Below are 24,208 nucleotides of genomic sequence, written 5' to 3'. Positions count from 1 at the left end.
CCGTCCCGGCCGCCTCAGCCGATGTCCGGCGGATCGATCCTGATCCGTACGGGATCTCCGGTGCCCTTGGCCGTCCGCGCCGCCAGCGCCGTCTTCAGGGCGGTCGCCAGCGCGGCTCCCCGCCCCGGCGGGACCCGGACCAGCGCCCGGTCCCAGGTCTCGCCGGTGGGTGCGTCCCCCTGTCGGCGGGGCCTGCCGGGGGTGGCGGCGGGCACGGGGACCGGGCCGAGCACCTCCGCCTCGGGCGGCAGGTCCGCTCCGGCGAGGTAGGCGGCCACCGCCTCCGGCGGGCCGGTCACCGAGGCCATCCGGGACACCGGCGGGAATCCGAGCTCGGCGCGTTCGGCGAGCTCGCGCCGGGCGTGACCGACCGGGTCCCAGCGGACCAGGGCCTGCACGGGCCGCAGGGTCGGCTCGGCCACGATCACCACCGTGCCGCCCTCCGGCTGCCCCCGGACCAGCGCGGCGGCGGCCGTCCAGCGCCGCAGGGCCTCCTCGCCCGCCCGCAGGTCGGGCCGGCCGACCATCGCCCAGCCGTCCAGCAGCAGCGCCGCCGCGTAGCCGCCCTCGGCCACCGGCTCCGCCCCGGGGGTGCTGACCACCAGGGCGGGCTGACCGGGCACGGAGTCCAGCACATGGTCCCGCCCGGACGTCCGCACCGGGACGGCGGGAAACGCCCGCCCCAGCTCCTCGGCGGTCCTGCGGGCGCCGACGATCTGCGCCCGCAGCCGGACGCCGCCGCAGGCGGCGCAGCTCCAGGCCGTCTCGGCCCGCCCGCACCAGGCGCAGTTGAGATCCTGCTGGTCGGGTGCCTGGAGCGGGCCCGCGCAGTGCCTGCACCGGGCGGGTTGGCGGCAGCGCTCGCAGGCCAGCCTGGGCGCGTAGCCCCGGCGCGGCACCTGGACGAGCACGGGGCCGCTGCGCAGGCCGTCCCGTACGGTCTGCCAGGCCAGGCTGGGCAGCCGCGCGGAGCGGGCGGCGCCGTCCCGCGCGAGCTCCCCGTCGCCGACGGTGCGCACGAGGGGCGCCGCGGCCCGCAGCTGGTCCCGGTCCGCGCGCAGGGGCAGGGCCCAGCCGCTCTCGACCAGCTGGGCGGCCTCCACCGTGCAGCTCGTGCCACCGAGCAGGAACGCGCAGCGGCCGTGCGCCGCCCGCAGCTCCAGGACCTCCCTGACGTGCGCGAAGGGGGCGTTGTCGTCGCTGTGGCTGGAGTCTCCGTCGTCCCAGAGGGCCACCAGGCCCAGGTCGGCGACCGGGGCGAACATCGCGGCCCTGGTCCCGACCACCGCGCGCACGGAGCCGCGCCGGACGGCCAGCCACTGCCGGTAGCGCTTCTCCGGTCCGGAGTCGGCGGTCAGCAGCGCGTGGCGCCCCTCCCCCAGCACCGCGGTGAGCGCGGCGTCCACCCGCCCGGCGCTCCGCCCGTCCGGTACGACGACGAGCGCGCCCCGCCCCGAGGCCAGGGTGGCGGCCATCGCGCGGGCGATCTCCTCGGGCCAGTGCGGTCCGGGGAGCGCGGACCAGACGGCCCGGGGCGCCCCGCCCTCGGCCAGCGCCCGCAGGAATCCCGGGCCCTGGGTGTACCGCTCCCAGGTGCCGGGCGACGGGACGGGAGGCGGCGGCAGGGGGGCCGACGAGGGCTTGGACTCGGCGCGGCCGTTCCGCGGCGGCACCGCGAGCTGCAGCACGTCCGCGAGGCTTCCGGCGTAACGGTCGGCGACGGCGCGCGAGAGCTCGAGCAGCTCCGGTCCGAGCACCGGCTCCGGCGAGACGACGTAGGCGAGGGCCGCCAGGGCCCCCTGGTAGTCCGACGAGGCCCGCCGCTCGATCAGGAAGCCGTCGATCAGCCCGCCGCCCTCGCGCCGCCCGCCGCGGACCTGACGTCCTCCGGCCCCGAACCGCACCCTCACCCGGACACCGGGCTGTGCGTCCGCGTCGAGCTCCTCGGGGACGGCGTAGTCGAAGTACTGGTCGAGGTGGAGTGCGCCCTTGTTCACCAGAACGCGGGCGACCGGGAGCTTCTCGGCGAGCGGGGCGCCCCGCCAGGTCCGCGGCTTGGCACGCGGCACCTTGGCCCGGCGCACCGTCTCCCGGATGAGCGCAAGCTGCTCCGGTGCCCCGGACCCGGGATCGTCGGACCGCTCGTCGTCGCTGCTCACAGCCACATTCCTACCAGACACCACTGACACGCCCCGGCGGCCCGGAAAAGGCCGCACGCGCGGGGGCCCGGACACCTCGTGCGGTGTCCGGGCCCCGTCGTGCGGAACGGCGAGCGGTGCTAGATCCCCGCCGCCTGGCGCAGCGCGTCCACGCGGTCGGTGCGCTCCCAGGTGAAGTCGGGGAGCTCGCGGCCGAAGTGCCCGTACGCCGCGGTCTGGGCGTAGATCGGGCGGAGCAGGTCGAGGTCGCGGATGATCGCGGCCGGGCGGAGGTCGAAGACCTCACCGATCGCGTGCTCGATCTTCTCCGTGTCGACCGCGGCGGTGCCGAAGGTCTCGACGAACAGGCCCACCGGCTCGGCCTTGCCGATCGCGTAGGCGACCTGGACCTCGCAGCGGGTGGCGAGCCCGGCCGCGACGACGTTCTTGGCGACCCAGCGCATGGCGTACGCGGCCGAGCGGTCGACCTTGGACGGGTCCTTGCCGGAGAACGCGCCGCCGCCGTGGCGGGCCATGCCGCCGTAGGTGTCGATGATGATCTTGCGGCCGGTGAGGCCCGCGTCGCCCATCGGGCCGCCGATCTCGAAGCGGCCGGTCGGGTTGACCAGGAGGCGGTAGCCCTCGGTGTCCAGCTTGATGCCGTCCTCGACGAGCTGGTTGAGGACGTGCTCGACGACGAACTCGCGGATGTCGGGCGCGAGCAGCGAGTCCAGGTCGATGTCCGAGGCGTGCTGCGAGGAGACGACGACCGTGTCGAGGCGGACGGCCTTGTCGCCGTCGTACTCGATGGTGACCTGGGTCTTGCCGTCGGGGCGCAGGTACGGGATGGTCCCGTTCTTGCGGACCTCGGAGAGCCGGCGCGAGAGCCGGTGCGCGAGGTGGATCGGCAGAGGCATCAGCTCGGGCGTCTCGTCGCAGGCGTAGCCGAACATCAGCCCCTGGTCGCCCGCGCCCTGCTTGTCGAGCTCGTCCTCGTCGCCCTCGACCCGCTTCTCGTACGCGGTGTCGACACCCTGGGCGATGTCCGGGGACTGCGCCCCGATGGACACCGAGACGCCGCAGGAGGCTCCGTCGAAGCCCTTCTTGGAGGAGTCGTAGCCGATCTCCAGCACCTTGTTGCGCACGAGGTTGGGGATGTCGGCGTAGGCCTTGGTCGTGACCTCACCCGCGACATGCACCAGACCGGTGGTGATCAAGGTCTCGACGGCGACGCGCGAGGAGGGGTCCTCGCGCAGGAGGGCGTCGAGAATCGTGTCGCTGATCTGGTCAGCGATCTTGTCGGGGTGGCCCTCGGTAACGGACTCCGAGGTGAAGAGACGGCGGGACACATCGCTCCCTGGGGTTGCAGCGGCTGCTGGCTGATCATTGTCGGAACTCCGGGAGCTGCGCCCGGCACATTCCGTCGACCAGTTTATCGGTCGCTTCCGGTGATTGGGGCACGTGTCTCGCCCCTTGGGAGGTCTGTGACCTGCGGCACTGTTGACGGCGGTACGACAATCCCTCCTTCCGGGTACGAGATATGGCCGAATGTCATGAGATTCCTCACGCCGGGACGGCGTGTGTGCAATCTAGTCGAAACGCGCGGCCACCAGGTCCCAAACCGTGTCGGCAAGCGCTTCCTTCGGCCCGTACGGCACGGGGGTCTCGCCGCCGTCGGCGCCGAGCACGACCGCTTCGTTCTCCTCCGACCCGAAGGTCTTGCGCTCCCCCACCTCGTTCACGACGAGGAGGTCGCAGCCCTTGCGGCGGAGCTTCTCGCGGCCGTTGCGGAGGACGTCGTCGGTCTCCGCGGCGAATCCGACCACGAGCTGTCCCTCCCGGGCACGGTCGGCGGCGACCTCGGCGAGGATGTCCGGATTGCGGACGAGCGTGATCGGGGCCGGCTCCTGACCGTCCTTCTTCTTGATCTTCCCGGTCGCGTAGGCGGCGGGCCGGAAGTCGGCGACGGCCGCTGCCATCACCACCACGTCGGCGTCTGCCGCCGCTTTCAGCACGGCCTCGCGCAGCTGTACGGCGGTGCCGGCGCGCACGACGTCGGCGCCCGCGGGGTCGGGCAGCCCGGTGTTCGCCTCGATCAGCGTGACCCGGGCGCCGCGGGCGACGGCGGTGCGGGCCAGGGCGTAGCCCTGCTTGCCGGAGGAGCGGTTGCCCAGGTAGCGCACCGGGTCGAGCGGCTCACGCGTGCCGCCCGCGCTGATCACCACGTGCCGGCCCGCGAGGTCGGGGGCGCCGGCGCCCCGGGCCAGGACGCGCCGGCAGACCTCGAAGATCTCCCCCGGGTCCGGCAGCCGGCCCTTGCCCGTGTCCACGCCGGTGAGCCGGCCGACGGCGGGCTCGATGACGACGGCGCCGCGGCGGCGCAGGGTGGCGACGTTCTCCTGGGTGGCGGGGTGCTCCCACATCTCGGTGTGCATCGCGGGCGCGAAGACGACCGGACAGCGCGCGGTGAGCAGGGTGTTGGTGAGGAGGTCGTCGGCGAGGCCGTGGGCGGCCTTGGCGAGCATGTCGGCGGTGGCGGGGGCCACCACGACGAGGTCGGCGCCCTGCCCGATCCGGACGTGCGGCACCTCGTGCACGCTCTCCCAGACCTCGGTCGACACGGGGTTCCCGGAGAGGGCGGACCAGGTGGCGGCCCCGACGAAGTTCAGCGACGCGTCGGTCGGGACGACCCGTACGTCGTGGCCGGACTCGGTCAGCCTGCGCAGCAGCTCGCACGCCTTGTACGCGGCGATGCCGCCGCTGACCCCCAGGACGACCCTCGGCTTGTCCACTGCGTCTCCCCGCACTCGTGTTCTCCGCGCACTCGCGTGCGGCCTCGTGACGTACGCACCCCATGCTGCCTCACCGCCCCGGACACGGTCCGGCCGGTACGGCGGATCCGTGGGTGGCGCGGAACACACCACAGGCCCGGCGGGTACCGGCCGCCGGGCCTGTGGTGAAGGTGCGTTTCCTGCCGCCTGCTTACTGCGCGGGGCCCTCGATGGCCTCGGAGGTCAGCAGGCCCGCGTTGATCTCGCGGAGCGCGATCGAGAGCGGCTTCTCGTGCACGTGGGTGTCGACGAGCGGACCGACGTACTCGAGGAGGCCTTCGCCGAGCTGCGAGTAGTACGCGTTGATCTGGCGCGCGCGCTTGGCGGCGTAGATCACAAGGCTGTACTTCGAGTCGGTGGCCTCGAGGAGCTCATCAATCGGCGGGTTGATGATGCCCTCGGGCGTGGTGATGGAAGAGGACACTCTCTGCCTTCCGAAGGGGATAGAGATCAAAGAGATCTTTGATCATGCTGGTTCCGCAGTGGTGATGCTCTGCGTCCGTGGACGGTGAGGACAGTGATTCAGTCGTCGGTACCACGGAGGCCGGAAGCCTGCAGCATCAACGTTAGCAGCTCGCGTGCCACGTCCTCGACCGAGGTGTTGACGAGCGTGGTGTCGAACTCCGCCTCGGCGGCCAGCTCGACCTTCGCAGCGGCGAGCCGGCGCTCGATCACTTCCTGCGACTCCGTTCCGCGGCCGGTGAGCCGGCGCACCAGCTCGTCCCAGCCGGGCGGCGCCAGGAAGACGAGCTGCGCCTCGGGCATCGACTGGCGGACCAGCCGGGCGCCCTGGAGGTCGATCTCCAGCAGGACCGGCTCGCCCGCCTCCAGGCGGTCGAGCACGGCCCGGCGCGGCGTGCCGTACCGGTTGCCCGCGAACTCGGCCCACTCCAGCAGTTCGCCGTTGGCGATCAGCTTGTCGAACTCCTCGTCGTCCACGAAGAAGTAGTGGACGCCGTTGCGCTCGCCGGGGCGCGGCTTACGGGTCGTCGCGGACACCGAGAGCCAGACCTCGGGGTGAACCTTGCGCATATGCGCGACGACCGTGCTCTTGCCGACCCCTGAGGGGCCGGAGAGCACGGTCAGCCGCGGACGTACGTCCGGGGGTACGGGGGACGTCCCCCGGGATGTTGCAGCCATGGGGCGATTATCCCCGTTCTCAGGAGTGCCTGAGAACGTCAGGCGGCGCTGCCGCCGAACTCACGCTCCAAGGATGCGATCTGGTTGGAGCCAAGACCCCGGACACGGCGGCTCTCGGAGATGCCGAGACGCTCCATGATCTGCTTGGCGCGGACCTTGCCCACGCCCGGCAGGGACTCGAGAAGGGCGGAGACCTTCATCTTGCCGATGACGTCGTTCTCCTGGCCCTGCTTGATGACCTCATGGAGCGAGGCGCCGGAGTGCTTGAGTCGATTCTTGACCTCGGCCCGCTCCCGGCGAGCCGCGGCGGCCTTTTCGAGCGCGGCTGCGCGCTGTTCAGGGGTAAGGGGCGGAAGAGCCACGCCTACGTCACCTCGGATGTCGATCTGTCGGATACGGACCGGTGAGGAACCTGGTGGCACCACACCTGGTGAGCAACGAACAACCTGTGCTCGTTGGCTCTCGACGGAGACTAGCGGCCAAGGCCGCCTGAGTCAGCGAGAACAGCGGAAAAGTCCTGGTCAGCCTCAACCGACCCGGACATTTCGGCCATAACAACCCGGAATTCTGGTCAGAATTCCGTCAACAGGCTGTTACGTGGCATGGTCAGCTTTCCGAGACGGCCGAACGGACCTCGTCCGCGAACCGTCCGGCGGCTTCGCGCAGCCCTGACGCGTCCGGTCCGTGGCGGAGCACGCCCCGGCTCACGCTCGGCACCACATTGCCCACCGAGGCACCGAACACACCGGGCAGATCCGCGGGGGTCGCGCCCTGGGCGCCGATGCCGGGAGCGAGCAGCGGACCGTTGATCGCCAGATCCACGCCCGCGTCCCCGAGCGTGGCGCCGACCACCGCGCCGACGGAGCCGAGCGGCGCCGCCCCCGCGTTCTCGGCGGCCATGTGGTCGAGCATCACCTGGGCCAGCGGCCGTCCGTCCGCCGCGGTGGCCCGCTGGACCTCCGCGCCCTCCGGGTTGGACGTGAGGGCGAGCACGAAGACGCCCGCGCCGGAGATCTCGGCGGCCTCCAGCGCGGGGCGCAGCGAACCGAAGCCGAGGTACGGCGAGACCGTGACCGCGTCGGAGAAGAGCGGGGAGTCCTTGTCGAGGTAGGTGGCCGCGTAGGCCCCCATGGTCGACCCGATGTCACCGCGCTTGGCGTCCATCAGCACGAGGGCACCCGCCGCGCGGGCCTCTTCGACGGCCTTCTCAAGGACGGCGATGCCGCGCGATCCGAAGCGCTCGAAGAACGCGGACTGCGGTTTGAGCACGGCGACCCGGTCGGCCAGCGCCTCGACGACCGTACGGGTGAAGCGCTCCAGGCCCGCGACGTCGTCGTTCAGGCCCCAGGAGGTGAGCAGGGAGGCGTGCGGGTCGATGCCGACGCAGAGCGGCCCGCGGGTGTCCATGGCGTGGCGCAGGCGCGCGCCGAAGGGTTCAGGGGTCACTGCATGGCCTTCCGTGTCTCGGCGCCGACGGCTTCGGCGAGGGTGGCGTACGGGGATGCGGCCAGGCGGGCGGCCAGGCCCTTGTGGACCGCGCGGGCGTAGAACGGGCCCTCGTAGATGAAGGCGCTGTAGCCCTGGACGAGCGTGGCTCCGGCCAGGATCCGCTGCCAGGCGTCCTCGGCGTTCTCGATGCCCCCGACGCCCACCAGGGTGATCCGGGTCCCCACGCGGGCGTACAGGCGGCTCAGGACCTCCAGGGAGCGCTCCTTGAGGGGCGCGCCGGAGAGCCCGCCGGTCTCCTTGGCCAGGGAGGCGTCGGATTTCAGGCCGAGGCCGTCGCGGGCGATGGTGGTGTTGGTGGCGATGATGCCGTCCAGACCGAGCTCGACGGCGAGGTCGGCGACCGCGTCGACGTCCTCGTCCGCGAGGTCCGGGGCGATCTTGACGAGGAGCGGGACCCGCCGGCCGGTGACGGTGCGGTCGGCGGCCTCACGCACGGCGGTGAGCAGCGGGCGGAGCGCCTCGGTGGCCTGGAGGTTGCGCAGTCCGGGCGTGTTGGGCGAGGAGACGTTCACGACGAGGTAGTCGGCGTGGGCGGCGAGCCGCTCGGTGGACTTCACGTAGTCGCCCACGGCCTCGTCCTCGGGGACGACCTTGGTCTTGCCGATGTTGACACCGACGGTCGTACGGAAGACCGGGGTGCGGGCGGCGAGGCGTTCCGCCACGGCCGCGGAGCCCTCGTTGTTGAAGCCCATGCGGTTGATCAGCGCCCGGTCCGCGACGAGACGGAACAGCCGCTTTTTCGGGTTGCCGGGCTGCGGCTCGCCGGTGACCGTGCCGATCTCGATGTGGTCGAAGCCCAGCATGGACATGCCGTCGATGGCGACGGCGTTCTTGTCGAAGCCGGCGGCGAGCCCGAACGGGCCGTGCATCCGCAGGCCGAGGGCCTCGGTGCGCAGCTCCTCGTGGCGGGGGGCGAGCGCGGCGGCGACGAAGGTGCGCAGCACGGGGATCCGGGCGACCAGGCGGATCCAGCGGAAGGCGAGGTGGTGCGCCTGCTCCGGGTCCATCCGCTTGAAGACCAGCTGGAAGAAGAGTTTGTACATCACGGTGTCCTCATGAAGAGGGGGACACCGTTTCCGGTGTCCCCCTGCTGGGCTTCCTAGTCGCGGGCCGCGGTCAGATGTTCGGCGTGTTCCTGGAGGGAACGTACGCCGACTCCCCCGTGGTTCAGCGCGTCGATGCCCTGGACGGCGGCGGCGAGCGCCTGGACCGTCGTGAGGCACGGCACGGACCGGGCGACGGCCGCGGTGCGGATCTCGTAGCCGTCGAGCCGGCCGCCCGTTCCGTACGGCGTGTTGACGATGAGGTCGACCCCGCCGTCGTGGATCAGCTGGACGATCGTCTTCTCGCCGTTCGGGCCCTCACCCTCGGACTGCTTGCGCACGACCGTGGCGTTGATGCCGTTGCGCTTGAGCACCTCGGCGGTGCCGGAGGTGGCCAGCAGCTCGAAGCCGTGGGCGACCAGCTCGCGCGCCGGGAAGATCATGGAGCGCTTGTCGCGGTTGGCGACGGAGATGAAGGCGCGCCCCTTGGTGGGCAGCGGGCCGTAGGCGCCGGCCTGCGACTTGGCGTACGCGGTGCCGAACACCGAGTCGATGCCCATGACCTCGCCGGTGGAGCGCATCTCCGGGCCGAGGACCGTGTCGACGCCGCGGCCGTGGATGTCGCGGAAGCGCGACCACGGCATGACGGCCTCCTTGACGGAGATCGGCGCGTCGAGCGGCAGGGTGCCGCCGTCGCCCTGCTTCGGCAGCAGGCCCTCCGCGCGCAGCTCCGCGACGGTCGCGCCCAGCGAGATGCGGGCGGCGGCCTTCGCGAGCGGGACCGCGGTCGCCTTCGAGGTGAAGGGGACGGTCCGCGAGGCACGCGGGTTGGCCTCCAGGACGTACAGGATGTCGCCGGAGAGCGCGAACTGGATGTTGATCAGCCCGCGTACGCCGACGCCCTTGGCGATGCCCTCGGTGGAGGCCCGCAGCCGCTTGATGTCGTAGCCGCCCAGGGTGATCGGGGGCAGCGCGCAGGCGGAGTCGCCGGAGTGGATGCCGGCCTCCTCGATGTGCTCCATGACGCCGCCGAGGTAGAGCTCGGTGCCGTCGTAGAGCGCGTCGACGTCGATCTCGATCGCGTCGTCGAGGAAGCGGTCGACCAGGACCGGCCGGGTGGGGCTGATCTCGGTGGACTCGGAGATGTACGAGGAGAGGCGGGTCTCGTCGTAGACGATCTCCATACCGCGGCCGCCGAGCACGTACGACGGGCGTACGAGGACGGGGTAGCCGATCTCGTCGGCGATGGCCTTGGCCTCCGCGAAGGTGGTGGCGGTGCCGTGCTTCGGGGCCGGCAGGCCGGCCTCGGCAAGGACCCGGCCGAAGGCGCCGCGGTCCTCGGCGGCGTGGATGGCCTCCGGGGAGGTCCCCACGATCGGCACGCCGTTGTCCTTGAGTGCCTGCGAGAGCCCCAGGGGGGTCTGGCCGCCGAGCTGGACGATCACACCGGCGATCGGGCCGGCCAGCGACTCGGCGTGCACGATCTCCAGGACGTCCTCGAGCGTGAGCGGCTCGAAGTACAGCCGGTCGGAGGTGTCGTAGTCCGTGGAGACGGTCTCCGGGTTGCAGTTGACCATCACGGTCTCGTAGCCCGCGTCGCTCAGGGCGAAGGAGGCGTGGACACAGGAGTAGTCGAACTCGATGCCCTGGCCGATGCGGTTCGGGCCGGAGCCGAGGATGATCACCGCCGGCTTGGTGCGGGGCGCGACCTCGCTCTCCTCGTCGTAGCTGGAGTAGAAGTACGGCGTCTTCGCGGCGAACTCGGCGGCGCAGGTGTCGACCGTCTTGTAGACCGGGCGGATGCCCAGCGCGTGCCGGACCTCGCGCACGACGTCCTCGCGCAGGCCGCGGATCTCGCCGATCTGGACGTCCGAGAAGCCGTGCCGCTTGGCCTCGGCGAGGAGGTCGGTGTCGAGGCGCTCGGCGGCGGCCAGCTCGTCGGCGATCTCCTTGATCAGGAAGAGCTGGTCGACGAACCAGGGGTCGATCTTCGTCGAGTCGAAGACCTCTTCCTGGGTGGCGCCGGCCCGGATCGCCTGCATCACGGTGTTGATGCGCCCGTCGGTGGGGCGGACCGCCTCGGCGAGCAGCTCGGCCTTGTCGCCCGGCTCCCCGGTGAAGGCGAACTGCGAGCCCTTCTTCTCCAGGGAGCGCAGCGCCTTCTGGAGGGCCTCGGTGAAGTTGCGGCCGATCGCCATGGCCTCGCCCACCGACTTCATGGTGGTGGTGAGGGTGGAGTCGGCGGACGGGAACTTCTCGAAGGCGAAGCGCGGGGCCTTGACCACGACGTAGTCGAGGGTCGGCTCGAAGGAGGCCGGCGTCTTCTCGGTGATGTCGTTGGGGATCTCGTCGAGCGTGTAGCCGACGGCCAGCTTGGCGGCGATCTTGGCGATCGGGAAGCCGGTGGCCTTCGAGGCGAGCGCGGAGGAGCGGGAGACGCGCGGGTTCATCTCGATCACGATGATCCGGCCGTCGGACGGGTCGATCGCGAACTGGATGTTGCAGCCGCCGGTGTCGACACCGACCTCGCGGATGATCGCGATGCCGATGTCACGCAGCCGCTGGTACTCACGGTCGGTGAGCGTCATCGCCGGGGCGACGGTGATGGAGTCGCCGGTGTGGACGCCCATCGGGTCGAAGTTCTCGATGGAGCAGACGACCACGACGTTGTCGTTCTTGTCGCGCATCAGCTCCAGCTCGTACTCCTTCCAGCCGAGGATGGACTCCTCCAGGAGCACCTCGGTGGTCGGCGAGAGGGTGAGGCCCTGTCCGGCGATGCGGCGCAGTTCCTCCTCGTCGTGGGCGAAGCCGGAGCCGGCGCCGCCCATGGTGAAGGAGGGGCGGACGACGACGGGGTAGCCGCCGAGGGTGTCGACGCCGGCGATGACGTCGTCCATCGTGTGGCAGATGACGGAGCGGGCGGACTCGCCGTAGCCGATCTTCGCCTTGACGGCTTCGACGACTCCCTTGAAGAGGTCGCGGTCCTCGCCCTTGTTGATGGCCTCGACGTTGGCGCCGATGAGCTCGACGCCGTACTTCTCCAGGACACCGTTCTCGTGCATGGAGATCGCGGTGTTGAGCGCGGTCTGGCCGCCCAGGGTCGGGAGCAGCGCGTCGGGGCGCTCCTTGGCGATGATCTTCTCGACGAACTCGGGGGTGATCGGCTCGACGTACGTGGCGTCGGCGATCTCCGGGTCGGTCATGATCGTCGCCGGGTTGGAGTTCACCAGGATGACGCGCAGGCCCTCGGCCTTGAGCACGCGGCAGGCCTGGGTGCCGGAGTAGTCGAACTCGGCGGCCTGCCCGATGACGATCGGGCCGGAGCCGATGACCAGGACGGACTGGATATCGGAGCGCTTAGGCACGCGGGCCCTCCATCAGGGTGACGAAACGGTCGAAGAGGTACGCGGCGTCGTGCGGGCCCGCGGCTGCTTCGGGGTGGTACTGGACGCTGAAGGCCGGCTGGTCGAGCAGCTGGAGGCCTTCGACGACCTGGTCGTTCAGGCATACGTGGGAGACCTCGGCGCGGCCGAACGCCGTGTCCGAGACCTTGTCGAGGGGGGCGTCGACGGCGAAGCCGTGGTTGTGCGCGGTGACCTCGACCTTGCCGGTCGTGCGGTCCTGCACGGGCTGGTTGATCCCCCGGTGGCCGTACTTCAGCTTGTAGGTCCCGAAGCCGAGCGAGCGGCCGAGGATCTGGTTGCCGAAGCAGATGCCGAAGAGCGGGGTCTTCCGCTCCAGGACGCCCCGCATGAGGGCGACGGGGTGGTCGGCGGTGGAAGGGTCGCCGGGGCCGTTGGAGAAGAACACTCCGTCGGGCTGCACCGCGTACACCTCGTCGAGGGTCGCGGTGGCCGGCAGGACGTGCACCTCGATGCCGCGCTCGGCCATGCGGTGCGGGGTCATGCCCTTGATGCCGAGGTCGATCGCCGCGACGGTGAACTTCTTGGTGCCGACGGCGGGGACGACGTACGCCTCCTTGGTGGCGACCTCGGCCGCGAGGTCGGCTCCGCTCATCTCGGGGGCCTGGCGCACCTTGGCGAGCAGCACCCCCTCGTCCTCGATCGCGTTGCCGGAGAAGATGCCGACGCGCATCGCGCCGCGCTCCCGCAGATGGCGGGTGAGCGCGCGGGTGTCGATGCCGCTGATGCCGACGACGCCCTGGCTCGCGAGTTCCTCGTCCAGTGTCCGGCGGGAGCGCCAGTTCGAGGGCACGCGCGCGGGGTCGCGGACGACGTAGCCGGAGACCCAGATCCGCTTGGATTCGGGGTCCTCGTCGTTCACGCCGGTGTTGCCGACGTGCGGGGCGGTCATGACGACGACCTGGCGGTGGTACGAGGGGTCGGTCAGCGTTTCCTGGTAACCGGTCATGCCGGTGGAGAACACCGCCTCGCCGAAGGTCTCCCCCACGGCCCCGTAGGCGCGGCCGCGGAAGGAGCGGCCGTCCTCCAGGACGAGTACGGCGGGAGACGCCTCTTTCCTCTTCGAGGCATGCCCCGGATTGGAGATCGTCATCGTGCGGTGCCTTCCGTCGTGCTGGTGGTGGTGCTGGTGAGGTGGTCACCGGCTGCGCCGGTGAGGTGATTGACGGCGTCGACCCACGCCTGGTGCTCGGCCGCGCGGTCGGAGCGGAAACCGGAGTCGATCAGCCGGTCGCCGTGCTCCCAGGTGATGACCAGGAGGCCGCCCTCGGGCAGGACCTTGCCGGCGAGCGCCTTGTCGAGCCTGGCCTCGCGCAGCGCGGCGGCCGGTACGAAGAAGTCGGCGGCCCCGGTGCGTACGACGTCGAGGCCCTGCGCGGTGAGGGTCAGCTCGACCCGGCTGCGGGTGCCGAGGCCGTGCGCCACGATCCGGTCGAGCCACTGCCCGGCGGTCGTCGAGGCGTGGTAGCGGCCGGTGAGGGTGAGCAGCTTCTCGCCGTCCGCGAACCCTTCGGGGGTGGCCGTGAGCTCGGGCAGGCCGGACTGCAGGCTCCCCCGCCACTTCCATCCCTGGCGCATCAGCCAGTAGACGAAGGCGATGAGGACGAGCAGTCCGAGGACCCAGCTGATGCGGGCGGACCAGTCCGTCACTTCGGCCGACTTCTCTTCGGCGGCCAGCTGGTAGAGGGGGTTGAGTGTTGTCACGCGAGCTTCCCGTCGACGACCGTGGCACGGCCCCGCAGGAAGGTGTGGGTCACTCGGCCGGGCAGCTCGCGACCCTCGTACGGAGTGTTGCGGCTGCGGGAGGCGAAGCCCGCGGGGTCCACAGCTCCACGGTATGCCGGATCGACCAGGGTGAGGTTGGCGGGCTCACCCGCCGAGACGGGCCGGCCGTGTCCTTCGAGCCTGCCGATGGCCGCGGGGCGGAACGACATGCGGTCCGCGACGCCCGCCCAGTCGAGGAGACCGGTGTCCACCATCGCCTGCTGGACCACGGAGAGCGCGGTCTCCAGGCCCACCATGCCCATGGCGGCGGCGGCCCACTCGCAGTCCTTGTCCTCGTGCGGGTGCGGCGCGTGGTCGGTGGCCACGCAGTCGATCGTGCCGTCGGCGAGGGCCTCGCGCAGGGCCATGACGTCGGCCTCGGTGCGCAGCGGCGGGTTCACCTTGTAGACCGGGTTGTAGGTCCGTACGAGCTCGTCGGTGAGGAGCAGGTGGTGCGGGGTGACCTCTGCGGTGACGTTCCAGCCCTTGGACTTGGCCCAGCGGACGATCTCCACGGAGCCGGCGGTCGACAGGTGGCAGATGTGGACCCGGGAGCCGACGTGGGCGGCGAGGAGGACGTCGCGCGCGATGATCGACTCCTCGGCGACGGCGGGCCAGCCGCCGAGGCCGAGCTCGGCCGAGACGACGCCCTCGTTCATCTGGGCGCCCTCGGTGAGGCGGGGCTCCTGGGCGTGCTGGGCGACGACGCCGTCGAAGGCCTTCACGTACTCCAGCGCGCGACGCATGATCACGGCGTCGTCGACGCACTTGCCGTCGTCGGAGAAGACCTTCACCCCGGCGGCGGAGTCGTGCATGGCGCCGAGCTCGGCGAGCTGCTTGCCCTCCAGGCCGACGGTGACGGCGCCGACGGGCTGCACGTCGCAGTAGCCGGACTCCTTGCCGAGCCGCCAGACCTGCTCGACGACGCCGGCGGTGTCGGCGACGGGGAAGGTGTTGGCCATGGCGTGGACGGCGGTGAAGCCGCCGACCGCGGCCGCCTTGGTCCCGGTGAGGACGGTCTCGGAGTCCTCGCGGCCGGGCTCGCGCAGGTGGGTGTGCAGGTCGACGAGGCCGGGCAGCAGGATCCGGCCTGCCGCCTCGATCACGGTGGCGTCGCCCGCCTCGATGCCGGTGCCGGTCTCCGCGACGGTCTCGCCGTCGATGAGGACGTCCTGCGGCTCGCCGCCGAGGACCTTCGCACCGCGGATCAGGATCTTGCTCATGGTTACTTGTTCTCCTCGGTACGGGCGGAGGCGGACGGCAGGGCGGTCTCGGAACCGCCCAGCAGCAGATACAGGACGGCCATGCGGGTGGAGACGCCGTTCGCGACCTGTTCGACGGCGGTGCAGCGGTCGGAGTCCGCGACCTCGGCGGTGATCTCCATGCCGCGGACCATCGGGCCGGGGTGCATCACGATGGCGTGCTCGGGCATCCGAGCCATGCGTTCGCCGTCCAGGCCGTAGCGGCGGGAGTACTCGCGCTCGGTCGGGAAGTAGGCGGCGTTCATCCGCTCGCGCTGCACTCGGAGCATCATGACGGCGTCGGACTTCGGCAGCACGTCGTCGAGGCGGTAGCTGACGTCGCAGGGCCACTGTTCGACGCCGACGGGCACGAGGGTGGGCGGCGCCACCAGGGTGACGTGCGCACCGAGCGTGTGCAGCAGGTGCACGTTGGAGCGGGCCACGCGGCTGTGGAGGATGTCGCCGACGATCGTGATCCGGCGGCCTTCGAGGTCGCGGCCGATGCCCGCGTCGGGTCCCACCAGCCTGCGGCGCATGGTGAACGCGTCGAGCAGTGCCTGGGTGGGGTGCTCGTGCGTGCCGTCACCCGCGTTGACGACGGCGCTGTCGATCCAGCCCGAGGTCGCGAGGCGGTACGGGGCTCCGGAGGCGCCGTGCCGGATGACGACGGCGTCGGCGCCCATGGCCTCCAGGGTGAGCGCGGTGTCCTTGAGCGACTCGCCCTTGGAGACGGACGAGCCCTTCGCGGAGAAGTTGATGACGTCGGCGGACAGGCGCTTGGCGGCGGCCTCGAACGAGATCCGCGTCCGGGTCGAGTCCTCGAAGAAGAGGTTGACGACCGTTCGTCCACGCAGGGTGGGAAGCTTCTTGATCGGCCGGTCCGCGACCCTCGCCATCTCCTCGGCGGTGTCGAGGATCAGGACGGCGTCGTCGCGGGTGAGGTCTGCGGCCGAGATGAGGTGGCGGTGTGTCCGGGGGTTGTCCCCGGGAGGGCGCAGCATCTGGGAGTCTCCGTGAAGGGTGGAGGGATCAGGCAGGCGGGCGTGCGGAAGCAGCCGTGCGGCCGTTCGGGCGCACGGGACGGGACTCGGCTACTGCTCGCCTGCCGGGACGGTCTGCTTGACACCGAGCAGCACGGCGTCGCGGCCGTCCTCCTCGGCGAGCTGGACCTTGACCGTCTCCCGCAGCGACGTGGGGAGGTTCTTGCCGACGTAGTCGGCGCGGATCGGGAGTTCGCGGTGGCCCCGGTCGACGAGGACCGCGAGCTGGACGGCACGGGGCCGGCCGATGTCGCCGAGCGCGTCGAGTGCGGCGCGGATCGTGCGGCCGGAGAAGAGCACGTCGTCGACGAGCACGACGAGGCTGCCCTCGATGCCCTCACCGGGGATCTCGGTGCGTGCGAGGGCACGCGCCGGGCGCATCCGCAGATCGTCGCGGTACATCGTGATGTCGAGTGACCCGACCGGCGTCTTCCGGCCGGTGATCTCTTCGAGCTTTCCGGCGAGCCGGCGGGCGAGGAAGACCCCTCGTGTCGGGATGCCGAGGAGCACCACGTCGTCGGCGCCCCTGGCGCGTTCGACGATCTCGTGGGCGATTCGGGTCAGTACCCGGGCGATGTCGGGAGCCTCGAGAACGGGGCGTGCCGCATTGCCGGTGTGGTCATGCTGTGCGTCCATAAGAAACGGACCTCCTTCTCCGCCTCACTGGACGGACGTTAAAGGACGTCGAAATTGCGTCATCCACGTTACCAGGGCTTGTGCGAGGCCCTGGCCCCGCCCCCGGGAGGCCGCAGTCCGGACCTTTCGGCTTGACGCAGCCAAGTAACGCTGCGTAACCTCACAGTGAGTTACCAGCCACGCGGCCCAGCCGCAGAATGTTCCAGCGTCCGGGGAGCCTTATGTCCAGCGAATACGCAAAGCAGCTCGGGGCCAAGCTCCGCGCCATCCGCACCCAGCAGGGCCTCTCCCTCCACGGCGTGGAGGAGAAGTCGCAGGGCCGCTGGAAGGCCGTCGTGGTCGGTTCCTACGAGCGCGGCGACCGCGCCGTGACCGTTCAGCGCCTTGCCGAGCTGGCCGACTTCTACGGCGTTCCGGTGCAGGAGCTCCTGCCCGGTACGACTCCTGGCGGTGCCGCCGAGCCGCCGCCGAAGCTGGTCCTCGACCTCGAGCGCCTCGCCCACGTGCCGCCGGAGAAGGCCGGACCGCTGCAGCGTTACGCGGCGACGATCCAGAGCCAGCGTGGCGACTACAACGGCAAGGTGCTGTCCATCCGCCAGGACGACCTGCGCACCCTGGCCGTGATCTACGACCAGTCGCCGTCCGTGCTCACGGAGCAGCTGATCAGCTGGGGCGTGCTGGACGCCGACGCGCGTCGCGCCGTGGCCCACGACGAGGGCTGACCACCAGCACCACGAAGAGCGTGCCGCCGGGCCGGCGGAGTTCCCTGGACTCCGCCGGCCCGGCGTTCTCATGTCCCGGCCCGTCCACCGCGGCCGGGGGCGGCCACGCCGAAGGGCCCACGGTCGCGTGCGACCGTGGGCCCTTCGTTCGGCTCTGTCGCCGCCGGAGGCTACTGCTCCCGGCGAAGATTCGGCTTGAGGTCCTTGAACCGGGCCAGCAGGCCGTTCACGAAGGCCGGGGAGTCGTCCGTGGAGAACTCCTTGGCGAGCTGGACCGCCTCGTCGATCACCACGGCGTCCGGGGTCGAGTCCATCCAGATCAGTTCGTACGCCCCGAGCCGCAGGATGCTCCGGTCGACGACCGGCATGCGGTCGATCTCCCAGTCCACGGCATAGGTGACGATCAGGTCGTCGATCCGGTCCGCGTACTGCGCGTACCCCTCGACCAGCTCCATCGTGAATTCACCGACCGGCGGCTGACGGTCGTCGGTCCGCGAGAGCCGTACCCAGTCCGCGAGGACCGTCTGCACGGACTCACCGCGCTGGTCGGCCTCGAAAAGGATCTGGAAGGCGCGCTTGCGGGCCTTGTTCCGGGCAGCCACGGTTAGCTGTTCACCCGGCCGAGGTAGTCGCCCGTACGGGTGTCGACCTTGATCTTCTCGCCGGTGGTGATGAAGAGCGGGACACCGATCTCGTAACCGGTCTCCAGGGTGGCGGGCTTGGAGCCACCGGTGGAGCGGTCGCCCTGGACGCCCGGGTCGGTGTGCTGGATGGTCAGCTCGACCGCGGCGGGCAGCTCGACGTAGAGCACCTCGCCCTCGTGCTGCGCCACGGAGGCGGTGAAGCCCTCGATCAGGAAGTTGGCGGCGTCGCCGACGGCCTTGCGGTCGACCATGAGCTGGTCGTACGTGTCCATGTCCATGAAGACGAAGTACTCGCCGTCCATGTACGAGAACTGCATGTCGCGGCGGTCGATGGTGGCCGTCTCGACCTTCACGCCGGCGTTGAACGTCTTGTCGACGACCTTGCCGGAGAGCACGTTCTTGAGCTTGGTGCGCACGAAGGCGGGGCCCTTGCCGGGCTTGACGTGCTGGAACTCGACGACGGACCAGAGCTGGCCTCCGTCGAGCTTGAGCACCAGGCCGTTCTTGAGGTCGTTCGTGGAAGCCACGGTTGCGGAATCTCCTGGACTGAAGCTGGTGGACGACAAAGGATGCGCGCCCGGAGTCCTCCGCGAGGAGTTCCCCTAGAGCGCGAGCAGCTCCTTGGTCGTAATGGTGAGTAGCTCGGGTCCGCCGTCCGCCTCGGGGCGCACGACGAGCGTGTCATCGATCCGGACACCGCCCCGGCCCGGGAGGTGGACCCCCGGTTCGACGGTGACCGGCACACAAGCGTCCAGTTTACCCATGGCTGTCGGTGCCAACTGCGGGTCCTCGTCGATTTCGAGTCCGACCCCGTGCCCGGTGCTGGGCTGGAGGCAGTCCGCGTGACCCGCGGAGTCCAGGAGATGGCGGGCCGCGCGGTCCACGTCGCGGTAGGCGGCACCGGGGGCGAGAGCCTCCCTGCCGGCCCTCTGAGCGGCGAAAACAAGGTCGTAGAGCTCGATCTGCCAGTCCGCGGGACTCGTCCCGATGACGAACGTCCGGCCGATCTCGCAGCGGTAGCCGCGGTAGTTCGCTCCCAGGCAGACGGAGAGGAAATCACCCTCCTCGACCCTGCGGTCGGTGGGCCGGTGGCGCCCCAGACCGGAGTGGGGGCCCGTCCCCACCGAGGTGGCGAAGGCCGGGCCGTCCGCACCGTGGTCCACCAGCCGGCGCTCCAGTTCCAGGGCGAGATGGCGTTCCGTGCGCCCCACGAGGATGGATTCGAGCAGTTCGCCGAGCGCCTGGTCGGTGATCTCCGCCGCGATCCGCAGGCAGGCGATCTCCTCCTCGTCCTTCACCAGACGCAGCTGCTCCACCGTGCTGCCCAGGTCGCCGAGGCGCAGGCGGGGCGCGACGGAACTCATGGCGCGGTGACGGGAGACCGTCAGGTCGTGTTCCTCGACCGACAGGGAGTCGGCGTGCAGGCGGCCGGCGAGCTCCGCCGCCGCGACCACCGGGTCGCTGTCGGCGTCGGGGAGAACGGTCAGTCGCAGCCCCTCGTCGGGGCGCCCGTGGACGGGGTCCCCTGTCGGCGCGCGGGGGGAGAGCAGGACGTCCTCGCCGGGGCCGAGCAGCAGCACGGCGCCGGGCGGGGCCCCGCCCGCGAGATAGCGGACGTTGGCGGGGCGGGAGACCAGGGCGGCCGCGGATCCGGCGGCGGCGTACCGGTCACGCAGCTGCCCGCGTCGGACGGCGTACACCTCTGACATGTTCCCGAGCCTACGAGCGCGGGCCTGGGCCCGCCCGGTCAGCGCACCCGACCGGGGACCGCGCGGCCGCTACCAGGCCGGAGGGCTGGCTATGGAGCGGGCCAGGACGTCGTCGAGGACCCGCGCGGTCGTCTCGACGTCGTAGGTGGAGTTGTCGATGATCGGCAGGCCGGAGCCGTACCACCCGGCCATGCGGCCGTGGATCCTGGCGACTTCCTCGTCGGAGAGCCTGCGGTTCCCGCTGCGTGCCGCGTTGCGCTCCAGGACGACCTCCAGGCCGGGCAGGAGGACCACGGGCAGCAGCCCCGGGCCCACGTGGCGCTTCCATCCGCCGAGGCCCACGACGGGCCGGTCGGGGAAGACGGCGTCGTCGAGGATGCAGGAGATGCCGTTGGCCAGGAAATTACGGGCGGCGAAGCCACAGGTGCGCCGGGCCAGGCGGTACTGCGCCTCGGAGTGGTCGTTCCACCCGGCCTGCGGGTCGGCGAAGCCGGAGCAGACCCATTCGCGGACGTCGTCCAGCGAGACGTGTGCGGTGGGAACCCGGCGGCGGCCCGCCCAGAGCTTGGCGACCGTGGTCTTTCCCGCCCCCGCGGGCCCGATCAGCAGCACGGCCAGGGTCGCCGCTCCGGTGCCCGCCTCGGCGGGCGGCGCGGGCAGCGGGACGGGACCGCCGGGCGGCAGCTGGATGTGCCCGGTGGTCTCCCGGGAGGGTGGCACCGGGGCGTGCTGGGGCACGGGCGCAGGCGCGGGTGTCTGCGGCTGGGGCCCGGGAGCCATGGGAGGAGGAGGCGGCCCCGCCTGGCCGGGGTGGCCCTGGTGCTGGGCCTGGTGCGTCCACGGCCCGTTCCCGGGACCCTGGGGCGGCGGCAGCGGAGCCCCCACTGCGTGCTGCATCCGGTGCCACTCCGTCTCGTGCAGGCAACTGGCGCTGGTCGACGGCAACCGTACCTTCCCCGGCCGCCACTCGGTGAACGGGCGGGGGAGGTACGAAGTGCCCGGTGTCAGTCCGTCAGTTCGTCGGCCAGGGCCCGCAGGGCGAGCCGGTAGGAGCCGATCCCGAAGCCCGCCACGGTCCCGGTGGCCACCGGGGCGACCACGGAGGTGTGGCGGAACTCCTCGCGCGCGTACGGATTCGAGATGTGCACCTCGATCAGCGGGGCGGTGCGCTGGGCGGCCGCGTCCCGCATCCCGTACGAATAGTGCGTGAAGGCGCCGGGGTTGAGGACGACGGGGACCGAACCGTCCGCCGCCTCGTGGAGCCAGCGGATCAGTTCGCCCTCGTCGTTGGTCTCGCGGACGTCGACGTCGAACCCGAGTTCCTTGCCGAGGGCCTGGCAGGTGTCGACCAGACCGGCGTAGGACGTCGCCCCGTACACGTCGGGCTCGCGGGAGCCGAGACGTCCGAGGTTCGGGCCGTTGAGCACGAAGACCCTGCGGGTCGTCATGCCGAGACCTCCCCGTAGGCGGCGAGCAGGACGGCCGGGTCGGGGCCCTCCAGCACGGTGGGCTTGCCGATGCCGTCCAGGACGATGAAGCGCAGCAGGTCGCCGCGGGACTTCTTGTCGACCTTCATGTTCTCCAGGAGCTTGGGCCACTGGTCACCGCGGTAGGTGAGCGGCAGCCCGACGGACTCCAGGACGGCGCGGTGCCGGTCGGCGGTGGCGTCGTCGAGGCGTCCCGCGAGCCGGCCCAGCTCCGCGGCGAAGACCATGCCGACCGAGACGGCCGCGCCGTGGCGCCACTTGTAGCGCTCGTTCTTCTCGATGGCGTGGGCGAGGGTGTGGCCGTAGTTGAGGATCTCCCTCAGTCCGGACTCCTTGAGGTCGCTGGAGACGACCTCGGCCTTGACCCTGATGGAACGCTCGATCAACTCCGCGGTGTGCGGCCCCGCGGGCGTACGGGCGCCCTGGGGGTCGGCCTCGACGAGATCGAGGATGACCGGGTCGGCGATGAAGCCGGCCTTGATGATCTCGGCCATGCCGGAGACGTAGTCGTTGACCGGCAGCGAGTCCAGCGCGGCGAGGTCGCAGAGCACACCGGCCGGCGGGTGGAAGGCGCCCACGAGGTTCTTGCCCTCGGCGGTGTTGATGCCGGTCTTGCCGCCGACCGCCGCGTCGACCATGCCGAGCACGGTCGTCGGTACGGCGATCCAGCGCACCCCGCGCAGCCAGGAGGCGGCGACGAAGCCCGCGACGTCGGTGGTGGCGCCGCCGCCGATGCCGACGATGACGTCGGTGCGGGTGAAGCCGGTCTGGCCGAGCGCCTTCCAGCAGTAGGCGGCGACCTCGACGGTCTTGGCCTCCTCGGCGTTCGGCAGCTGGATCGCGATGGCCTCGTAGCCCTGGGAGGCGAGGTCCTCACGGACCGCCTCGCCGGTCTCGGCGAGCGCCTCGGGGTGCAGGACGGCGACCCGCTTGGCACGGTCACCGATGAGGTTCGGCAGCTCGCCGAGGAGCTGGCGGCCGACGAGCACCTCGTACGGGTCGGTGCCTGCCGTGCCGGCGATCTGGATGCGTGTGGTGCCCTGCTCGGTCATGCGTGTCTTCTCCTGGTCGGACGGTACGGGCCCGCCTGTACGCTCCGGCAGCTCCAGTGCGTCGAGGACCGCCTGGGCGACCTCTTCGGGGGTACGTTCGTCGGTCGCGACGGTCACGCCCGCCACTTCCTCGTACAGATGGCGCCTGGCGTCCATGAGTTCACGCCACTGTCGTCGCGGGTTGACGGCGAGCAGGGGGCGGGCGGTGTTCAGCCCGACCCGCTTGACCGCTTCGTCCACGTCCATCGAGAGATAGACGACCCGGTGGCCCGCGAGCAGCGTGCGCGTGGCCTCGTCGAGGACGGACCCGCCGCCGAGCGCGAGTACGCCCCGGTGCCCGGCGATGGACTCCCGTACGGCCTCGCGCTCCAGAGCCCGGAACCGCTCCTCGCCCTCGTCGAAGAAGATCTCGGGAATCGACTTGCCGGCGGTGGCCACGACGTCGGCGTCGGTGTCCCGGTAGGTGGCGCCGAGCCGCTCGGCGAGCAGCTCCCCCACCGTGGACTTGCCGACCCCCATCGGACCGACGAGGACGATCAGCGGGCCGCTCACCGGATCTGGAGGTGGGAGAGGTACGACTGCACGTTGCGGTGGGTCTCGGCGACGCTGTCGCCGCCGAACTTCTCCGCCACCGCGTCGGCCAGCACCAGGGCGACCATCGCCTCGGCGACGATCCCGGCGGCCGGAACGGCGCACACGTCGGAACGCTGGTGGTGGGCCTTGGCCGCCTCACCGGTGACGACGTCGACCGTGGCGAGCGCGCGGGGCACGGTGGCGATGGGCTTCATCGCCGCGCGGACCCGCAGCAGCTCTCCGGTCGTCAGCCCGCCCTCGGTGCCGCCGGCGCGGCCGGAGGTGCGCCTGATCCCGTCCTCGGTGGCCACGATCTCGTCGTGCGCCTTGGAGCCCGGCACCCGGGCGAGGTCGAAGCCGTCGCCGACCTCGACGCCCTTGATGGCCTGGATGCCCATCAGCGCGGCGGCGAGACGGGCGTCGAGCCTGCGGTCCCAGTGGACGTGCGAGCCCAGGCCGACGGGAACGCCGTAGGCGAGCACCTCGACGACTCCACCGAGGGTGTCGCCGTCCTTGTGGGCCTGGTCGATCTCCGCGACCATCGCCTTCGACGCGTCGGCGTCCAGGCAGCGCACCGGATCGGCGTCGAGCCGCTCGACGTCGGAGGGCTTGGGGTAGACGCCGTAGGGCGCCTTGGCAGCGGCCAGCTCGACGACGTGGGAGACGATCTCGATGCCCGCGGTCTCCTTGAGGTAGGACCGGGCGACGGCGCCGAGGGCGACACGGGCGGCGGTCTCCCGGGCGCTCGCGCGCTCCAGGACCGGCCGGGCCTCGTCGAAGCCGTACTTCTGCATCCCGGCCAGGTCGGCGTGACCGGGCCTGGGGCGGGTCAGCGGGGCGTTACGGGCCTGCGCGGCCAGCACCTCGGGGTCGACCGGGTCGGCCGACATGACCTGCTCCCACTTCGGCCACTCGGTGTTGCCCACCATGACGGCGACCGGCGAGCCCATGGTCAGGCCGTGCCGGACGCCTCCGAGGAAGGTGACCTCGTCCCGCTCGAACTTCATCCGGGCGCCGCGCCCGTAACCGAGCCGTCGCCTGGCGAGCGCGTCCGCCACCATCTCCGTGGTGACGGGGATACCGGCGGGAAGACCCTCCAGCGTCGCCACCAGTGCGGGGCCGTGCGACTCTCCGGCGGTCAGCCAGCGCAACCTGCTCAACGGTGCTCCTCATGCTCGCGCCTGTAACTGCAACGGCGCGACCGGGTGCGCGGCCCTGGCCCGCCGCCCCCGATCCTCCCACGATCGGGAGGGCCGA

General features: G+C 71.3%; 22 protein-coding genes. 1 reads left to right on the top strand and 21 read right to left on the bottom strand.

The features are described 5' to 3' along the window. Positions 1 to 14: 14 nt before the first annotated feature. From ACIP63_RS32420 to pyrR, 14 genes are all read right to left on the bottom strand, one after another. Positions 15 to 2,159 carry a primosomal protein N' gene (locus ACIP63_RS32420; RefSeq protein WP_401522919.1) on the bottom strand — a complete coding sequence of 715 codons (2,145 nt, stop codon included), beginning with the start codon at positions 2,157 to 2,159 and terminating at the stop codon, positions 15 to 17. A gap of 119 nt (positions 2,160 to 2,278) precedes the next feature. Beyond that, on the bottom strand, positions 2,279 to 3,487 hold the full coding sequence (metK, locus tag ACIP63_RS32415) for a methionine adenosyltransferase (protein WP_401522916.1): 1,209 nt from the start codon (positions 3,485 to 3,487) through the stop codon (positions 2,279 to 2,281). Positions 3,488 to 3,727: 240 nt separating this feature from the next. Then, positions 3,728 to 4,930: a bifunctional phosphopantothenoylcysteine decarboxylase/phosphopantothenate--cysteine ligase CoaBC gene (gene coaBC / locus ACIP63_RS32410; RefSeq protein ID WP_401522915.1), complete on the bottom strand. Its 1,203-nt coding sequence runs from the start codon at positions 4,928 to 4,930 to the stop codon at positions 3,728 to 3,730. A 190-nt stretch (positions 4,931 to 5,120) separates the two neighbouring features. Then, positions 5,121 to 5,393, bottom strand: a complete 273-nt coding sequence (gene rpoZ, locus ACIP63_RS32405; RefSeq protein WP_003970369.1) for a DNA-directed RNA polymerase subunit omega — start codon at positions 5,391 to 5,393, stop codon at positions 5,121 to 5,123. A 98-nt stretch (positions 5,394 to 5,491) separates the two neighbouring features. Beyond that, entirely contained in the window at positions 5,492 to 6,109 is a 618-nt protein-coding gene (gene gmk, locus ACIP63_RS32400; RefSeq protein ID WP_401522912.1) for a guanylate kinase, read from the bottom strand. A gap of 38 nt (positions 6,110 to 6,147) precedes the next feature. Next, on the bottom strand, positions 6,148 to 6,471 hold the full coding sequence (locus tag ACIP63_RS32395) for an integration host factor (RefSeq protein WP_014157387.1): 324 nt from the start codon (positions 6,469 to 6,471) through the stop codon (positions 6,148 to 6,150). 244 nt (positions 6,472 to 6,715) lie between these two features. Beyond that, positions 6,716 to 7,555: an orotidine-5'-phosphate decarboxylase gene (gene pyrF / locus ACIP63_RS32390; RefSeq protein WP_401522907.1), complete on the bottom strand. Its 840-nt coding sequence runs from the start codon at positions 7,553 to 7,555 to the stop codon at positions 6,716 to 6,718. Beyond that, positions 7,552 to 8,661, bottom strand: a complete 1,110-nt coding sequence (locus ACIP63_RS32385) for a quinone-dependent dihydroorotate dehydrogenase (RefSeq protein WP_401522904.1) — start codon at positions 8,659 to 8,661, stop codon at positions 7,552 to 7,554. The genes pyrF and ACIP63_RS32385 overlap by 4 nt, the downstream gene beginning before the upstream one ends. A 56-nt stretch (positions 8,662 to 8,717) precedes the next feature. Beyond that, on the bottom strand, positions 8,718 to 12,026 hold the full coding sequence (gene carB, locus ACIP63_RS32380; protein WP_401522901.1) for a carbamoyl-phosphate synthase large subunit: 3,309 nt from the start codon (positions 12,024 to 12,026) through the stop codon (positions 8,718 to 8,720). Then, positions 12,019 to 13,176 carry a glutamine-hydrolyzing carbamoyl-phosphate synthase small subunit gene (gene carA / locus ACIP63_RS32375; RefSeq protein WP_401522899.1) on the bottom strand — a complete coding sequence of 386 codons (1,158 nt, stop codon included), beginning with the start codon at positions 13,174 to 13,176 and terminating at the stop codon, positions 12,019 to 12,021. The genes carB and carA overlap by 8 nt, the downstream gene beginning before the upstream one ends. Next, positions 13,173 to 13,787 carry a hypothetical protein gene (locus ACIP63_RS32370; protein ID WP_401522895.1) on the bottom strand — a complete coding sequence of 205 codons (615 nt, stop codon included), beginning with the start codon at positions 13,785 to 13,787 and terminating at the stop codon, positions 13,173 to 13,175. The genes carA and ACIP63_RS32370 overlap by 4 nt, the downstream gene beginning before the upstream one ends. Then, the gene (locus tag ACIP63_RS32365) at positions 13,784 to 15,070 is read right to left on the bottom strand and encodes a dihydroorotase (RefSeq protein ID WP_401522892.1); all 1,287 of its coding nucleotides are present in this window, start codon (positions 15,068 to 15,070) and stop codon (positions 13,784 to 13,786) included. The genes ACIP63_RS32370 and ACIP63_RS32365 overlap by 4 nt, the downstream gene beginning before the upstream one ends. Before the next feature lie 2 nt (positions 15,071 to 15,072). Beyond that, the gene (locus ACIP63_RS32360; protein WP_401522889.1) at positions 15,073 to 16,089 is read right to left on the bottom strand and encodes an aspartate carbamoyltransferase catalytic subunit; all 1,017 of its coding nucleotides are present in this window, start codon (positions 16,087 to 16,089) and stop codon (positions 15,073 to 15,075) included. Positions 16,090 to 16,179: 90 nt separating this feature from the next. Then, positions 16,180 to 16,764: a bifunctional pyr operon transcriptional regulator/uracil phosphoribosyltransferase PyrR gene (gene pyrR / locus ACIP63_RS32355; RefSeq protein WP_401522886.1), complete on the bottom strand. Its 585-nt coding sequence runs from the start codon at positions 16,762 to 16,764 to the stop codon at positions 16,180 to 16,182. 221 nt (positions 16,765 to 16,985) lie between these two features. On the opposite strand from pyrR, the gene bldD reads away from it, so the two are divergent. Beyond that, positions 16,986 to 17,486, top strand: a complete 501-nt coding sequence (gene bldD / locus ACIP63_RS32350; RefSeq protein ID WP_014157378.1) for a transcriptional regulator BldD — start codon at positions 16,986 to 16,988, stop codon at positions 17,484 to 17,486. A gap of 170 nt (positions 17,487 to 17,656) precedes the next feature. Here the strand turns inward: bldD and nusB are convergent, their stop codons facing one another. The 7 genes from nusB to aroC all read right to left on the bottom strand — a co-directional run bounded on the left by nusB (position 17,657) and on the right by aroC (position 24,111). Continuing rightward, positions 17,657 to 18,088, bottom strand: coding sequence for a transcription antitermination factor NusB (gene nusB / locus ACIP63_RS32345; protein WP_031097763.1), 432 nt, complete (start codon positions 18,086 to 18,088; stop codon positions 17,657 to 17,659). 2 nt (positions 18,089 to 18,090) lie between these two features. Then, positions 18,091 to 18,657, bottom strand: a complete 567-nt coding sequence (gene efp, locus ACIP63_RS32340; protein WP_014044814.1) for an elongation factor P — start codon at positions 18,655 to 18,657, stop codon at positions 18,091 to 18,093. Positions 18,658 to 18,732: 75 nt separating this feature from the next. Next, positions 18,733 to 19,839: a M24 family metallopeptidase gene (locus ACIP63_RS32335; protein WP_401522882.1), complete on the bottom strand. Its 1,107-nt coding sequence runs from the start codon at positions 19,837 to 19,839 to the stop codon at positions 18,733 to 18,735. 69 nt (positions 19,840 to 19,908) lie between these two features. Next, a complete protein-coding gene (locus ACIP63_RS32330; RefSeq protein ID WP_401522880.1) occupies positions 19,909 to 20,736 on the bottom strand; it encodes a Pro-rich N-terminal domain-containing protein in 828 nt (275 codons plus the stop codon). A 107-nt stretch (positions 20,737 to 20,843) separates the two neighbouring features. Further along, the gene (gene aroQ, locus ACIP63_RS32325) at positions 20,844 to 21,287 is read right to left on the bottom strand and encodes a type II 3-dehydroquinate dehydratase (protein ID WP_362929232.1); all 444 of its coding nucleotides are present in this window, start codon (positions 21,285 to 21,287) and stop codon (positions 20,844 to 20,846) included. Further along, complete coding sequence (gene aroB, locus ACIP63_RS32320; protein ID WP_401522877.1) at positions 21,284 to 22,930, bottom strand: 3-dehydroquinate synthase; 1,647 nt, start codon at positions 22,928 to 22,930, stop codon at positions 21,284 to 21,286. Before aroB ends, aroQ begins: the two co-directional genes overlap by 4 nt. Continuing rightward, complete coding sequence (gene aroC, locus ACIP63_RS32315) at positions 22,927 to 24,111, bottom strand: chorismate synthase (RefSeq protein WP_401522874.1); 1,185 nt, start codon at positions 24,109 to 24,111, stop codon at positions 22,927 to 22,929. Before aroC ends, aroB begins: the two co-directional genes overlap by 4 nt. Positions 24,112 to 24,208: the final 97 nt, after the last annotated feature.

The organism is Streptomyces sp. NPDC088746 (genome assembly GCF_044751065.1).
Classification (GTDB): domain Bacteria; phylum Actinomycetota; class Actinomycetes; order Streptomycetales; family Streptomycetaceae; genus Streptomyces.
Note: the sequence above shows the minus strand (reverse complement) of the source record. Positions and strands in the feature narration are given on the sequence as shown.

Excerpts from the sequence above, each read along its gene's own strand:
- gmk (WP_401522912.1), bottom strand. The coding sequence starts at position 6,109 with ATGGCTGCAACATCCCGGGGGACGTCCCCCGTACCCCCGGACGTACGT.
- ACIP63_RS32385 (WP_401522904.1), bottom strand. The coding sequence starts at position 8,661 with ATGTACAAACTCTTCTTCCAGCTGGTCTTCAAGCGGATGGACCCGGAG.
- carA (WP_401522899.1), bottom strand. The coding sequence starts at position 13,176 with ATGACGATCTCCAATCCGGGGCATGCCTCGAAGAGGAAAGAGGCGTCT.
- ACIP63_RS32365 (WP_401522892.1), bottom strand. The coding sequence starts at position 15,070 with ATGAGCAAGATCCTGATCCGCGGTGCGAAGGTCCTCGGCGGCGAGCCG.
- ACIP63_RS32360 (WP_401522889.1), bottom strand. The coding sequence starts at position 16,089 with ATGCTGCGCCCTCCCGGGGACAACCCCCGGACACACCGCCACCTCATC.
- pyrR (WP_401522886.1), bottom strand. The coding sequence starts at position 16,764 with ATGGACGCACAGCATGACCACACCGGCAATGCGGCACGCCCCGTTCTC.
- bldD (WP_014157378.1), top strand. The coding sequence starts at position 16,986 with ATGTCCAGCGAATACGCAAAGCAGCTCGGGGCCAAGCTCCGCGCCATC.
- ACIP63_RS32335 (WP_401522882.1), bottom strand. The coding sequence starts at position 19,839 with ATGTCAGAGGTGTACGCCGTCCGACGCGGGCAGCTGCGTGACCGGTAC.
- ACIP63_RS32330 (WP_401522880.1), bottom strand. The coding sequence starts at position 20,736 with ATGCAGCACGCAGTGGGGGCTCCGCTGCCGCCGCCCCAGGGTCCCGGG.
- aroQ (WP_362929232.1), bottom strand. The coding sequence starts at position 21,287 with ATGACGACCCGCAGGGTCTTCGTGCTCAACGGCCCGAACCTCGGACGT.